The 13,816-nt window shown below is 51.5% G+C and carries 11 protein-coding genes; all 11 read left to right on the forward strand.

Features of this window, described 5'->3' with window-relative positions; all coding sequences use genetic code 11:
- The first annotated feature begins 647 nt into the window (after positions 1 to 647).
- The 11 genes from pucL (at position 648) to AC58P7_RS25260 (ending at position 13,812) form a co-directional block, all read left to right on the forward strand.
- Positions 648 to 2,117 (forward strand): factor-independent urate hydroxylase, encoded by a 1,470-nt coding sequence (gene pucL / locus AC58P7_RS25210; RefSeq protein ID WP_497347859.1) that lies wholly within the window; start codon positions 648 to 650, stop codon positions 2,115 to 2,117.
- Positions 2,114 to 2,470, forward strand: a complete 357-nt coding sequence (uraH, locus tag AC58P7_RS25215) for a hydroxyisourate hydrolase (RefSeq protein ID WP_497347860.1) — start codon at positions 2,114 to 2,116, stop codon at positions 2,468 to 2,470. Before pucL ends, uraH begins: the two co-directional genes overlap by 4 nt.
- A 57-nt stretch (positions 2,471 to 2,527) precedes the next feature.
- Positions 2,528 to 3,919: an allantoinase gene (locus AC58P7_RS25220; RefSeq protein WP_497347862.1), complete on the forward strand. Its 1,392-nt coding sequence runs from the start codon at positions 2,528 to 2,530 to the stop codon at positions 3,917 to 3,919.
- Positions 3,912 to 5,201 (forward strand): Zn-dependent hydrolase, encoded by a 1,290-nt coding sequence (locus AC58P7_RS25225; RefSeq protein WP_497347864.1) that lies wholly within the window; start codon positions 3,912 to 3,914, stop codon positions 5,199 to 5,201. Before AC58P7_RS25220 ends, AC58P7_RS25225 begins: the two co-directional genes overlap by 8 nt.
- Positions 5,188 to 6,423, forward strand: a complete 1,236-nt coding sequence (locus AC58P7_RS25230; RefSeq protein WP_497347866.1) for a pyridoxal-phosphate-dependent aminotransferase family protein — start codon at positions 5,188 to 5,190, stop codon at positions 6,421 to 6,423. The genes AC58P7_RS25225 and AC58P7_RS25230 overlap by 14 nt, the downstream gene beginning before the upstream one ends.
- Positions 6,424 to 6,425: 2 nt before the next feature.
- Positions 6,426 to 8,021, forward strand: a complete 1,596-nt coding sequence (gene ggt, locus AC58P7_RS25235; protein WP_497347868.1) for a gamma-glutamyltransferase — start codon at positions 6,426 to 6,428, stop codon at positions 8,019 to 8,021.
- 78 nt (positions 8,022 to 8,099) lie between these two features.
- Complete coding sequence (locus tag AC58P7_RS25240; protein WP_497347870.1) at positions 8,100 to 9,116, forward strand: XdhC family protein; 1,017 nt, start codon at positions 8,100 to 8,102, stop codon at positions 9,114 to 9,116.
- A gap of 5 nt (positions 9,117 to 9,121) precedes the next feature.
- Entirely contained in the window at positions 9,122 to 9,760 is a 639-nt protein-coding gene (locus AC58P7_RS25245) for a nucleotidyltransferase family protein (RefSeq protein ID WP_497347872.1), read from the forward strand.
- A 354-nt stretch (positions 9,761 to 10,114) separates the two neighbouring features.
- A complete protein-coding gene (locus AC58P7_RS25250; protein WP_497347874.1) occupies positions 10,115 to 11,065 on the forward strand; it encodes an FAD binding domain-containing protein in 951 nt (316 codons plus the stop codon).
- Positions 11,049 to 13,334: a xanthine dehydrogenase subunit D gene (pucD, locus tag AC58P7_RS25255; protein WP_497347876.1), complete on the forward strand. Its 2,286-nt coding sequence runs from the start codon at positions 11,049 to 11,051 to the stop codon at positions 13,332 to 13,334. Before AC58P7_RS25250 ends, pucD begins: the two co-directional genes overlap by 17 nt.
- Positions 13,327 to 13,812, forward strand: a complete 486-nt coding sequence (locus AC58P7_RS25260) for a (2Fe-2S)-binding protein (RefSeq protein WP_497347878.1) — start codon at positions 13,327 to 13,329, stop codon at positions 13,810 to 13,812. Before pucD ends, AC58P7_RS25260 begins: the two co-directional genes overlap by 8 nt.
- Positions 13,813 to 13,816 lie beyond the last annotated feature (4 nt).

A 13,816-nucleotide genomic window follows, 5' to 3' on the forward strand; every position in this document is an offset into this window, starting at 1 on the left:
GTATAGACATGATGAATATGACCTCATTCGTAGTTGTTATTAGATTAAAACACAAAAACCCGAAAGACGGGCACTTTTTTTCAAAGTGTCTATCTTTCGGGTTACAGTTCAGATGTTTGTTGTCCTAGTGGCTTTTTTATTTGTGTGGGGAGAGTTGACTAAAGATCATGTCGAGGCTTCGAAAGGGAACGTAGATGCACTAATCTGCCGAAATCGACTGTTTATTGCGCCAAGAGGAACTAGGATGTGCTATTAGCTCAATTTTAGTGGATTTTAAGTGTTTTGGGGACAAGTAGCGCACTGACGTTCCCTTTCGATGACTATTTTGCATGTTTAGCTGTAAATAGCGCACCTTGGTTCCCTCCGCCTGTACTGGGGGTGAAGGAGGGAGAGTGGAAAGTGGAAAGTGATGCGAGTAGAGGAGTTGTGTGCGGGTGGCGATAGATAGGCGAGAGACAGGCGTATAGGGGAGGAATGGATGCTGATGCGCCCCTAATTTAGCAAAAATACAAAAAAACTTAACGATGTTATGAAAGTTTACAAACTTCTTTCATATAAATTGACCCATAGGGATGGCGCATTTACAATGAAACAAATCTTGGTAAAGAATGCATGGAATTTAAGGTGGAAATCGAGGTGACGAGGCTATGAAGCACACACGGAAGCAAGTCAATGACATGAGTCAAGAAGCGTTCATTCTAGCGTTTGGTCCTCTATTTGAACACTCGCCTTGGGTGGCAGAGCGGGCTGCAGGATCTCGGCCATTCGCCGACATCAAGGGTATGATTAGTGCCCTTGAACATGAAGTCGCGGAAGCGAGTCGCGAGGAGCAGCTGGCACTGCTTAGGGCGCATCCCGATCTAGGCACGCGTGTGCGGATGACCGACCATTCCGTCCAGGAACAGTCAGGCGCCGGTCTGAACCAATTAACCCCTGAAGAATACGAACAGTTTCTTTCTTTAAATAAACAGTACACGGATCGGTTCCAGTTCCCTTTTATCATGGCGGTAAAGGGACAGACCAAAGACACGATACGCGAGGCGTTACGGCTGCGGATTGAGGGAGAACCGGAAGTGGAGCTGCGTACGGCGTTGCAAGAGGTTTGTAAGATTGGGCGCTTTCGCCTGGCAGATATCGTGATGAATGAAACGGAGGAGAAAGCGATGGAACAAGCAAAAGGCGCAGAGAGAATCATGTATTACGGGAAAGGTGATGTCTGGGTCTATCGTTCCTACGCCAAGCCGCTCACGAATATTACGCTGATTCCGGAATCTGGGTTCACGGGTCGAGATAATGTGTTGTTCGGTATGAACATCAAAGTAGCGGTGAGCGGCGAGAAGTTGTTCACGTCGTTTAGCGAGGGAGATAACACCTACGTTGTTGCCACAGATTCGATGAAAAATTTCATCCTTCGCAAAGCAGGCGAATATGAAGGATCTACAGCAGAAGGGTTCTTGGAATTCGCGAGCCGCCTCTTTTTGGAGAAGTATCCTTGGATGACAGGGATCAAAATGAGTGCAGATCAAGTGGCATTCGAAACGCTGCAGGTACCAGGTCCAGCAGGCTTCCAAGCAGGGGATCTTGTGTATCGCTATTCGCAAAATGAACAACCAACCGCTTCTGTCGAACTCGTTCGCATAGAGGATCAAGTCGTTGTCGCAGACCACTCTGCTGGAATAGCAGATCTCAAACTAATCAAAGTCAAAGGAAGCTCCTTCGCCGGTTTCGTCCGTGATGAATACACGACGCTTCCGGAATCGTCGGATCGACCTCTCTTTATATTCCTAGACATAGCCTGGAGCTATGAATCTGGCGAGGATGCCTTCGATGCGGATCTTGGACGCTACGTAGCGGCTGAGCAAATCCGTGACATTGCGCATACCGTATTCCATGAGCAGCATTCACCGTCGATCCAAAACCTCATCTATCGCATTGGACAACGTGCATTACTGCGCTTCCCGCAGCTCAAAGAAATCCGCTTTGAGTCGAATAACCGGACGTGGGAAACGATTCTTGAGGAAGTTTCCGTAGGTGAGGGCAAGGTTTTTACAGAGCCTCGACCTCCGTATGGTTTTCAAGGATTTTCGATGACAAAGCGTGATCTGGAGGGCCTATGAGCGTAGGGATCACATCGCATGTTCTGGATATTAGCAGCGGCCGACCCGCAGTTGGTGTGAGGATCGATTTGTTCAGGCTCCAAGGAGGCGTGGCAGAGCTGCTTCGCTCAGACGTTACGAATTCAGATGGCAGACTGCCAGGGCCGATGCTTAGTGGGGAAGATTTTAGAGGAGGAACGTATGAATTGCTCTTCCATGTGGGGGATTACTTCAGAGAGAAGGGCGTGGAGCTTCCGGAGCCAGCCTTTCTAGATCAGGTGCCGATTCGTTTTGGTGTTGCCAATAGCACGATGCATTATCACGTTCCTTTATTAATTGCACCATGGGGATACAACACCTATCGCGGGAGCTAGTTCGAGTAGTTAGCGGCCAGATAACAGATAGAGAGCTTCGAGGGAGGGTTTCGTAGGATGAATCGATTTGATCTTATCGTTCGCAAAGGGACCGTGGTCCTGCAAGATGAGTGTCGACAGTTAGACATCGGGATACGGGACGGCAAAATTGCAGCACTAGGCGAAAACCTTGTGTTCTCGAAGCAGACTCCTGTTTATGACGCAGAAGGTTTAACGATCCTCCCAGGTATGATCGACGCCCATGTTCATTTCAATGAACCAGCACTAGGCCACTGGGAAGGCTTCGTTACAGGCTCTGCCTCCTTGGCTGCTGGCGGATGCACAACGTATATCGATATGCCGCTCAATGGCGTTCCCCCTACGGTTCGGCTCTCTGCGTTGGAGCTGAAGCTGGAAGCGGCGGAAGGACAATCCTACGTAGATTACGCGCTGTGGGGCGGACTTGTCCCTGGCAATATCGGCGAGCTAGAGGAGCTTGCTCAAGCTGGCGTGATAGGCTTCAAAGCCTTCATGTCCTGCCCGGGTGGTGAGGGAGAAGATATATTCACGGAAGTGGATGATGAGACGCTCTTCGAAGGCATGAAAGAAATTGCTCGCTTAGGGCTGGTGTTGGCGCTTCATGCGGAGAGCGAGGAGATCGTCTCCAAGCTGGCTGCAGAGGCTGTGCAAGCAGGCAAACGCAGTGCATTGGACTTCATCGCTACACGGCCGATCGCTGCCGAATTGGAAGCTGTAAACCGCGCATTGGGCTATGCGAAGCAGACAGGCTGTAAGCTGCATTTCGTGCATATCTCCTCCGCAGAAGCGGTTCAGGTGATTACGGAGGCGAAAGCCAACGGATTCGACGTTACTGTGGAAACGTGCCCGCATTATTTGGCGCTAACGGATGTGGAGGTTGAACGCCTCGGACCCGTTGCCAAATGTGCGCCACCGATACGCACGGCGGAAGATCAAACTCGTTTGTGGGAAGAGCTGGCGGCAGGGCGGTTCGACATCATTGCCTCTGATCACTCGCCTTCGCCGAAACACATGAAGCAGGGTGACTTCTTCGCAGCTTGGGGCGGCATTTCAGGAGCGCAAAGCTCGCTTGAGCTCATGTTGCACGAAGGCCATCTCCGCAGAGAGATTCCTCTAACGGAGATCGCGCGTATGCTAGCGCTAGAGCCAGCAAAGCGCTTCGGATTATATCCCCGCAAAGGGGAAATAGCCCTTGGTGCTGACGCGGATCTAGCTTTGGTAGATTTGGCAGCGAGCTACAACTTGCAAGAGAGCGACTTGCTGTATCGCCATAAGCAAAGTCCCTATGTGGGGAAAACCTTCGGCTGCAGTGTGCGGGCAACTTTCCTAAGGGGCACTAAGGTGTATGAACGAGGCATGGGAGTTGGAGCAGCATTAGATGGAGCTTGGTTGCGTCATCGTGCATCGATCGGAGGCGGGCTAGATGGCTAAAATGAAAGGTTACCAGGAAGACATGCTAGCTCAATACGGGAATCGTATGTTGCGTGCCTTAGATTGGCTAGCAACCTTCGGCGCCGATCCAGAAGGCGGCGTGACTCGCCTCTTATATGCGGAGCCTTGGCTTCAGGCGCAATTAGCTCTGATCGACAACATGCAGAGCATGGGGCTCAAGGCAGATTTTGATGAAATCGGCAATGTATACGGCAAATTACAAGGGTCGGACCCTTCGTTAAAGCCGATTCTTACAGGTTCACACATCGATACCGTCAAAAACGGAGGGAAATACGATGGTGCCTACGGCGTCATCGCCTCCATGATGGCACTTGGCTATTTGAAGGCCGTATACGGAACACCGAAACGGACATTGGAAATGGTCTCCTTTTGCGAGGAGGAGGGAAGTCGCTTCCCATTGGCGTACTGGGGATCCGGCCATGTGACAGGCGTTCTATCGTTAGCGGAAGGCGTCGGACTTACCGACCCAGAGGGCGTAACGTTGCTTGAAGCGATGGAGAAAGCTGGCTTCGAAACTTCACAGGGCGGGCCTAATCCAGCCAAACGCGATGATATTGGGGCCTATATTGAAATTCATATCGAGCAAGGCGCAGTCCTTGAGTTTAAAGAGAAGCAGATTGGTGTCGTGACGGCTATAGTCGGTCAAATCCGAATGACAGTCGTTGTCACTGGCACACCTAATCATGCAGGAACAACCCCGATGACGATGCGCAAAGATGCATTGGCTGCCGTTGCCGAGATGGTCGCGTTAACAGAGCAGATGGCACTTGCGGAAGGTGAGCCTTTGGTAGCTACCGTAGGACGCTTAGAAGTGAAGCGTGGCACATCGAATGTGGTACCAGGCGAAGTCGAATTCACGTTAGATATTAGACATACTGACGAGCGGAAAATAGAGGCTTTTCGTGCGGAATTGCTGGCGAGGTTCATGGAAATCGCGGTACGAAGAGATCTTCATATAGAGACAGTTGAACATTTAAATGCGTTACCAGTAGCCATGGATAGCGGGATATCGGCAGAAATTGAGGCTGCCTGTGACTTCTATGGTTTTGAGCATATCCGCATGCCAAGCGGGGCTGGGCATGATGCTCAGTTGTTTGGGCCGATCTGTCCGTCGGCCATGATTTTCGTTCCAAGTCGGGCTGGCATCAGCCACAGTCCCAAAGAGTTTACAAAGCCTGATGATTTAATTGTCGGCTTTCAAACACTCGTTCATGTGTTATATCAATATGGCTACGGGGGAAAAGCAGATGAAAACCTATAAAGATTTATCACCCTCGCTTCGAACGATCATGACACCTGGACCCGTCGAGGTGGACCCAAGGGTGCTGCGCGCGATGTCCTATCCCATTCTGGGCCAGTTTGATCCTGAATTCACCGAGTTAATGAATGAAACGATGGAAATGCTTCGCGAAGTTTTTCAAACAAGCAATCAATGGGCTTTCCCAATAGATGGCACATCTCGTTCAGGAATTGAAGCTGTGCTCGTTAGCATCATCGAACCAGGGGATAAAGTGCTCGTTCCGATTTACGGACGATTTGGTAATTTACTGGTAGAAATTGCAGAGCGCTGTGGCGCAGAAGTGATCATCATTGAAAAAGAATGGGGATCTGTGTTTGACCCCGAGGAGATTATTACAGAGATAAATCGAGAGAAGCCTACCATTGTAGCCATGGTTCACGGAGAAACGTCGACAGGTTGTATCCAGCCGTTCGATGGGATCGGAGCCGCTTGTCGTCGAGTGGATGCCCTGTTGGTCGTTGATGCAGTAGCGACAATTGGTGGTGTTCCTGTGAAGACGGATGAATGGCAGTTGGATGCGGTGATTGGGGGAACGCAAAAATGTTTATCCGTTCCATCAGGCATGTCACCGATTACGTACAATGATCGAGTGGAAGCGAAGGTGCTTCGCCGCAAAACGATCGAACGGGGACTGCGGGAGAAAGGTTCCCCTGTTTCAACAGTTAAAGCCGTGGCGAGTAACTATTTCGATCTCGGACAGCTGCAGGACTATTGGAGTCCTAAGCGGTTGAATCATCATACAGAGGCAACGACAATGCTATATGCACTGCGTGAAGGTTTGCGCATCGTGCTGCAGGAGGGACTGGAAGAGCGATTCGATCGGCATAAACGTCACGAAGAAGCTTTGGTTGCTGGACTGCAAGCCATGGGATTGACGCTTTATGGAGAGCCAGATTGTAAGCTGCCGGTTGTCACCTGTATACGCATTCCTGGAGGTGTAGACGGTGAAGCGGTGCGATCGATGCTGCTGAACAGCTTCGGCATCGAAATCGCCTCCTCCTTTGGTCCGCTGAAGGGACAGATATGGCGAATAGGTACGATGGGTTTCAGTTGTAATCAAAAGAATGTGCTTCATGTGCTAGGAGCGCTGGAAGCAACGCTACATTGGCATGGTGTAGATATCTCTGTAGGGAAGGCGCTGCAAGCTGCGCTAGCGGTATATGCTCATAAACGGGAGGAATAATCATGTTAAACATCATGCCACGAGCAGAGCGAGCCATGATTGCTACGCCGCATTATTTGGCTAGTTCAGTGGGAAGCGCGATTTTACAGCAAGGCGGCAATGCCTTTGATGCGGCAATTGCCATTAGTGCGACCCTGGGTGTCGTTTACCCGCATATGACGGGGCTCGGCGGAGATGCTTTTTTCCTTATGCATGATGCGGCAACAGGCGCTTATACCGGTTTCAATGGAAGCGGCAAGTCAGCGGCGAAGGCGACGCCTGATTTTTATACAGAGCAAGGGATGGAGAAGATTCCGCAACGCGGCATTTTAAGCGCGATTACGGTGCCGGGTATGGTGGATGCTTGGTGGCAGGTGTGGGAAAAGTACGGCAAGCTTCCGTGGGCGAAGCTGCTGGATCCGGCGATTGCTTATGCGGAAAAGGGTTTTCCGATATCGCGCAACTTACTGTTCTGGATACGCAAGGATGAGCCATTCATTCGTGCTTCCGCGCAGCTTAGTAGCTTGTATATGCGGGATGGTGAGCTTTTGAAGGAAGGCGATCGTCTTGTTCAGTCCGAAATGGCTAGTACACTGCGTCTGATTCAACAAGAAGGCAGAGATGTATTCTACGCCGGCTCGCTGATGCAGTCAATTATTAATAGCGTTAAGCAAGATGGCGGTTTGCTGGAGGAAGATGATTTCCGCAACTTTGCTGGAGAATGGGTGGAGCTGCTCTCGACGACGTATCGTGGATATGAGATTTATCAAATGCCGCCGAACTCGCAAGGGTTCACTGCGCTCATGATGATGAATATGTTAGAACATATTGATGTTGGGGCTGTTCCCAGAGCATCGGCCAATTTCTATCATCTGATGTCGGAAGTGATCAAAAAGGCGTTCAAAGATCGCGATCGCTATTTAACCGACCCGCATTTCAGGGACATCCCGCTCGAGAGACTGCTGTCCAAATCATATGCACAGGAGCTTTGGAATGAGGTTCAGGCGAATCCATTCAAGGTTAGTGAGCATTTGTCGCCAGCAATCGGTCAGGACACAGCTTATGCGGCAGTAGTAGATGAAGACGGGAATTCCGTTTCTTTTATCCAAAGCTTATATTTCGATTTCGGAGCAGCTTACGTACCTGGGGATACAGGGATTATTATGCAAAATCGGGGTTCCTTCTTCTCGCTCGATTCTAAGTGCGCGAACGTGTTGGAACCACGAAAAAGATCGTTCCATACCTTGATGCCAGCCATGGTAAGTAAGGCAGGAAAGCCTTATATGCTTTTCGGCACGCAAGGAGGAGAAGGTCAGCCGCAGACGCAGCTTTCGATACTTACGGGGGTATTGGATTATGGTCTATCCATTCAGGAAGCCATTTCACTTCCGCGTTGGGTATACGGCCGTACTTGGGGGGAAGATGGCGACGCGCTGAAGCTAGAGCATCGGCTTGAACCTGAAGTATATACACGATTGAAGCAATGGGGACATCGCGTGGAGCCAGTAAAATCTTGGGATGGCATTATGGGGCAGGCGCAGGGCATTGTCATTGATGAGCAAGGTTTTATGAGTGGTGCGGCTGATCCGCGTGGCGATGGGTTGGCGATTGGTTGGTAGGCGATACGGCAATGAGAAGTGCTGGGAGATCAGCAAAGCAATGCGTACGTGAGATGAATGAGAAAGGAGCGATGAGCGATGGAGGCCTATGACATTTTGCTAGCTGTGGAGAGTAATACGGAGGCGCGTGTATTGGCGACAGTGATTCATGTGGAAGGCCACGCTTATCGTAAGCAAGGAGCCGTCATGCTGTTAATGGCAGATGGGAGCACAGTGGGAAGTATTTCGCCAGGCTGCTTGGAGGGCGATCTCGCTGCTTACGTGCCAATTGTGTGGGAATCACAAAAGGCGCAAATGGTGGAATACGACATGAGGCCAGCCGATGACTTCGGTTGGGGGGAGACAATTGGGTGCGGTGGGTTGATTCGCATTCTTCTTGAACCTCTCTCTGGGGAGCTGTTGGTGAACCTGCTAGTGTTGAAAGGCAATCTAGATCGCGGTAAAGCTGTGGAGCTCATTCGCACCTACACCGATGGGTATTCGGATATTACGTACGCGCTGCGTGATCCGCGTGTAGTGGAGCAGGTATATCCTGCTCTGTCACCGGATAGGGAGCCCTTTAGTTTCGTGACAAGCACACTTTTCATGCCAAAGCCAAGAGTCATCGTGTTCGGTGCGAATCCGGATGCGATTCCGCTAGTACAAATGGCGGTGAGCAGCGGTTTTCGTGTCGTTGTGGCGGATTGGCGTGAAGCGTTCTGCAACGCAGAGCGGTTTCCTGGGGTAGAAACGATGGTTGCTTTTCCAGAGACATTAGTCGAAAATCTTGGACTGAATGAGAGCGACTATGTTGTGATCATGAGTCACCAGTTCGAAAAGGATACCACCTTCTTGCGTGGCATTATGGCGTTCGAACTCCATTATCTTGGCATTATGGGTTCCAAGGAACGGACATCAAAAATGCTGGAGGGTTTCGAGCGCCCTGAATGGTTGCATGCGCCAATCGGTGTAAACATTGGCTCCGAAGGCGCGTTCGAGAATGCGGTCAGCATTGTGGCTGAGTTGATTGCGATCAAGCGCGGTAAGCACGGAGCGGGTCTATGGAAATCCCCCTTAGCTCATGGACGGGATGTTCAAAGCTTCTGCTCATGGTGAAACCTATGAAGAAGAAGGTTGTCGGGATCTACTTGGCGGCAGGAAGCAGCCGACGAATAGGGACTGCGAAGCAGTCCCTTGAGCTGGCCGATGGCATCCCCCTCGGTGGGATTGCCCTACTGCATGCGCTCCGTTGCTCGGCGCTAGAGCAGGTCGTGATCATCGTGCGCGAAGGGGATTCGCTGGCATGGCTGCCGGCAGAGGCGCTTGCTCCACTTGCGCGTGATAGATGCCGAATTGCAGTGTGTAAAGAGGCTGGATTGGGAATGGCACACTCACTCCGCACAGGTATTCAAGAAGCTAAAGCTATGCAGGCGGATGGTGTGCTGGTTATGCTTGCCGACCAGCCTTTCATTGATGGCACAATGCTTGATGGTGTGCTGAATGCCTTCAAGGCGGGAGAGGGCTATGACTATGTCGCTAGTGGTGACCAGGGAACCCCAAAGCCGCCTGTTATTTTAGGAAGCGGGATGTGGCCAGCCGTTACTGCATTGGAGGGAGATGCAGGTGCACGATCTCTCTTTCACTTACCTGCATTCCGTGGGCAGATCATCGAGGAAGCGGAAACACTGAAATTTATGGATATCGATACAATTGAGAGGTACGAAGAGGCAGTGGAAATCTTCAAACACCGATTTATGTGAAATTAAATAACATGAAATTAAGCTATGAGTGCATTGATACGAATGATGCGCTACTTTTTTATATAAAAAAACAAAATAATGTTAAGTTAGTTGACGTTAATTTCGGATATTGTTTATAGTAGATCTAATTTATCAGAGCGATTGAAGAAGGTAATAGGTGCATAGCGGGCAAGTTGCCCGCGAAACGGAACGGCGTTCCATAAGTGAGAGTGCGAACGCGCCATGTCTCCCGTCGAATGGTCAGGTGAAGTAGATTCCAAGTAACCATTTACACGCAGCAAGCCGCCTTCTCGCGGTAAACTCAGAACGCATACTTGGCAAGTTTAATCACAGAAACTCTGAGGAGGGTTGAATATGTCAGTTCCGATACATCAGCTGCCAGAGCAGCAGCCTTCCGTATGGCAGCCGACAAGTGTGGAGGAAGCGATCCAATTGAAGCACAAATGGGGCGATAACGCCGTAATTGTGGCTGGAGGCACTTGGCTCCGTACACGATGGGAAAATGGTCTCGCACACTTGCCGCAGCATTTAATTAGTCTTGGACGCATTCTTGTACTCTCGGGATTAACGGTTAATTCCCAAGGTCAAGTTCATATAGGCCCTGCCCTTAGCATAGCAGATTTGATGAAAAACGAGCTGGTTGGGCGGAAATGCGCACTTCTCGTGCAGGCATGTGCGGAAATCGCGGCGCCGTCGATTCGGAATCTAGCTTCCATTGGAGGCAATGTCATGACGCGTACTGGTGATCTCATTCCCGCATTGCTCGTAATGAATGCGCAGATCAGGTGCACAGATGGACAGAATGAACGAACGGTTATTCTGAAGGATTGGCTGGCTGCTTCGCAAGGAGCTCCAGATGAGATGATGACGAGTATTATCATACAGACAGAGAACGAGAAAACCGAGAGCACAGAGACACAATTAGATACAGTAGCTGAAGCGGGGCACATCCATGAGTTCTACCTGAAGGTAGGACGAAGAGAGGCTTTTACACCTTCGGTTGTCACGGTTGCGGGTAGAATTTCACTACAATCGGATGGGACGATTGCCAGCATTGCACTAGCGGCAGGTGGAGGCACCGCGATTCCTATGAGGTTTCCAGCATTGGAAGCTGAAATGGTCGGGAAGCCGTTATCGAAGGCCGTTTTACAGACTCTCCATAAGGGAGTGATGGCCGATTTCAACGCTGTGGCTGATGATTATGCCGGCGTGACGTATCGGAAACAAACAGCAGCGAATCTGATCATATCGGAGTGTTACAAAGCTTGGCGCAAAGGGGGCGGAGCCTATGCTCCTAAATCGTAATGCGAAGAAATGGATCATAAGACCTGACGGGAAAGAGAAAGTAACAGGGGAGCTGCGGTATCTCACTGATTTAACCGCCCCTGGCATGCTGCACGGCAAGGTACTGCGGAGTCAATATCCGCATGCTTGGATTCTTTCCATCGATACAAGTAAAGCCAAACAACTACCTGGCGTGCGCGCAGTCTTGACGGCTGACGACGTGCCAGGGCTGAACTTATTCGGTATTGCTTTTCCTCATCAGCCAGTGTTTTGCCATGATCGCGTTCGTTACATTGGTGATGCGATAGCTTGTGTGGCTGCCGATACCGAGGAGATTGCAGAATACGCGTTAAGCCTCATCAAGGTTGTGTATGAGCAGCTGCCTCTTGTAAATAATCCAGAAACCGCGCTGGAAGCGGGAACGATCCTGCTTCACCCCGAAGGGAATCTACTGCATCAAACGACTTTGCAGCACGGGGACACAGACATTAACGACGTATTTGAAACATGTTCATACGTCGTTGAAGAAACGTATCTAACGCCACGTCAGATGCACACATATATGGAAACCGAAGGTGGACTCTTTATTCCAGAGACGAACGGTAGGCTTACCGTTTACTCACCAACTCAGCACGGTTACAAAGATCGTTTCCAGCTTGCACGGATTCTCGGGGTAGCCGAGGAGCAGATAAGAGTTGTATCCAGCCCTATCGGCGGTTCGTTTGGCGGTAAGGATGAGCTCAATGTGCAGCCCTTCGGCGCATTGTTAGCGCTAAGAACAACCATGCCAATCAAAATGCATAATTCCCGTCGTGAATCCGTCATCTCCGGCATCAAACGTCATCCGATGCGGATTACGATGAAAACGGGAACGGATGCGGAAGGAAGACTGATGGCGCATCAAGTTCGCATCCTCGCAGATACGGGAGCTTACGCGACATTAGGTTGCGAGGTGTTGAATTTTGCAACCGAGCATGCGATTGGTCCTTACACGATCCCGCATGTCGATGTGGAAGGAAAGAGTGTCTACACGAATAACGGCGTATCCGGCGAGTTTCGGGGATTCGGCGGCAATCAGGTGATTTTCGCGGTGGAGAGCCAGATCGAACGCTTAGCCGAGAAGATCGGCATGGATGCTTGGGAGCTGCGCAAGCTTAACCTGCGCACTCCCAACGATCCGGGCCCGATGGGCCAGCAGATCGTGGCCACCGAAGGCGCCGCCCAGGTGTGGGCGAAGGCGCAGGAGTCGCCGCTCTGGGCGAAGCGCGCCCGCCCGCCAGCGGCTGCGCAAGAGCCGTGGCTGCGCCGAGGCGTCGGCGCTGCGCTGGTGATGCACGGTGCCGGTCTCGGTCTCGGCATCCCCGATCATTCCGGCGGCCGCATCGAGCTGACGCCGGAGGGCAAGATCCAAGCCTCCTTCGGCTTCGAGGAGTTTGGCCAAGGTCTCTATGCAGCACTCACGTTGATGCTGCAGGACTGCTTCGGCTGCGCCGCCGATGACATTCGCATCGTCATCGGCGATACGGACCGCGTGCCGAGCAGCGGTTCAAGCACGGCCTCACGCGCCACCACGATGATGTGGCGCGCGCTCCAGCGGCTGAAGCCAGCCTTCGTGCTGGCGCTGCTGGAGCAGGCTTCGCAGCTCTGCGGCGTTCCAGCCGCAGAGCTCGCAACCGGCGCAGGCGGGATTCATCACAAGGGTGATGAATTCGGGGAGCCGGTTGTCACGTATGCGGAGGCCGCTGCGGCGCTAGCTTCGCCGATCATCGCGCATACGGAGTTCGACTACCCGACCACGCCCGAAGGGCGGGTCGGTGCGCACTATCTGTACTCCTACGCAGCAGCGATCGTCGAGGTTGAAGTCAACATGCTGACCGGAAGGGTCAAGGTGCTGCAAACCGATCACGTCATTGCTGCAGGTCCTGTGATTAATCCGATGGGCTTTCTTGGGCAAATCGAGGGCGGCAGTGTGATGGCTTTGGGCTATACGTTAACCGAGGATGCCGTGATGAAGGATAGCAAGTATTTGCGTCATAACTTGGATACGTACTTGGTTCCTACCTTCAGCGATAGCCCGCTCCGTATTCAAGTTGAAGCGATTGAAGAGCTGCCTGAGGGGGATACATTTGGACCTCGTGGCGTTGGAGAAATCGGCTCCGTCGGTTTGGCCCCTGCGATTACGGCAGCGGTTCGGCAAGCGACAGGCATTTGGGTGAATCAGTTGCCCATATCACCAGAAGACATCGTGCAATCCATCGATTGGTTAGAAGGGGTGGAGGCCAGTGATTAATACATCTTTTGTGTTAGATTGTTCCATAAACGGGAAGGCCATGTCGATCCCTGTTCCAGCATCCAAACGGATGTCAGCGATTTTGCGGGATGACCTGCTCATGACCGGTACCAAGGTTTCTTGTGAGATTGGGCGCTGCGGCGCTTGCATGATTCTGCTCGATGGCCAACCCGTGAACTCCTGTCTGCTGATGGCGTATCAAGCGTCGGGCAAGGAGATTACGACCATTGAGGGGATATCGGCAGGCGAAGAACTGCATCCGATTCAGCAAGCGATGTTAGAGGAGGGGGGATTGCAGTGCGGCTACTGTACAGCCGGCATGGTGGTGACCTTAACCGCGTTATGGGAAACGAATCCTTCCCCTACGCGAAGTGAGGCCGAGAAAGCATTATGCGGAAACATTTGCCGGTGCACAGGGTATGAGGGGATTTTCAGAGCAGTAGAGAAATGCGGATTGTTCATAAAAAGAGAGGGGTAGAAGC

It is taken from the genome of Paenibacillus sp. J22FR5 (assembly GCF_059691975.1).

Bases quoted from the DNA above. Each gene is read 5' to 3' on its own strand.
- pucL (WP_497347859.1), top strand. From the start codon at position 648: ATGAAGCACACACGGAAGCAAGTCAATGACATGAGTCAAGAAGCGTTC.
- uraH (WP_497347860.1), top strand. From the start codon at position 2,114: ATGAGCGTAGGGATCACATCGCATGTTCTGGATATTAGCAGCGGCCGA.
- AC58P7_RS25220 (WP_497347862.1), top strand. From the start codon at position 2,528: ATGAATCGATTTGATCTTATCGTTCGCAAAGGGACCGTGGTCCTGCAA.
- AC58P7_RS25225 (WP_497347864.1), top strand. From the start codon at position 3,912: ATGGCTAAAATGAAAGGTTACCAGGAAGACATGCTAGCTCAATACGGG.
- AC58P7_RS25230 (WP_497347866.1), top strand. From the start codon at position 5,188: ATGAAAACCTATAAAGATTTATCACCCTCGCTTCGAACGATCATGACA.
- ggt (WP_497347868.1), top strand. From the start codon at position 6,426: ATGTTAAACATCATGCCACGAGCAGAGCGAGCCATGATTGCTACGCCG.
- AC58P7_RS25240 (WP_497347870.1), top strand. From the start codon at position 8,100: ATGGAGGCCTATGACATTTTGCTAGCTGTGGAGAGTAATACGGAGGCG.
- AC58P7_RS25245 (WP_497347872.1), top strand. From the start codon at position 9,122: ATGAAGAAGAAGGTTGTCGGGATCTACTTGGCGGCAGGAAGCAGCCGA.
- AC58P7_RS25250 (WP_497347874.1), top strand. From the start codon at position 10,115: ATGTCAGTTCCGATACATCAGCTGCCAGAGCAGCAGCCTTCCGTATGG.
- pucD (WP_497347876.1), top strand. From the start codon at position 11,049: ATGCTCCTAAATCGTAATGCGAAGAAATGGATCATAAGACCTGACGGG.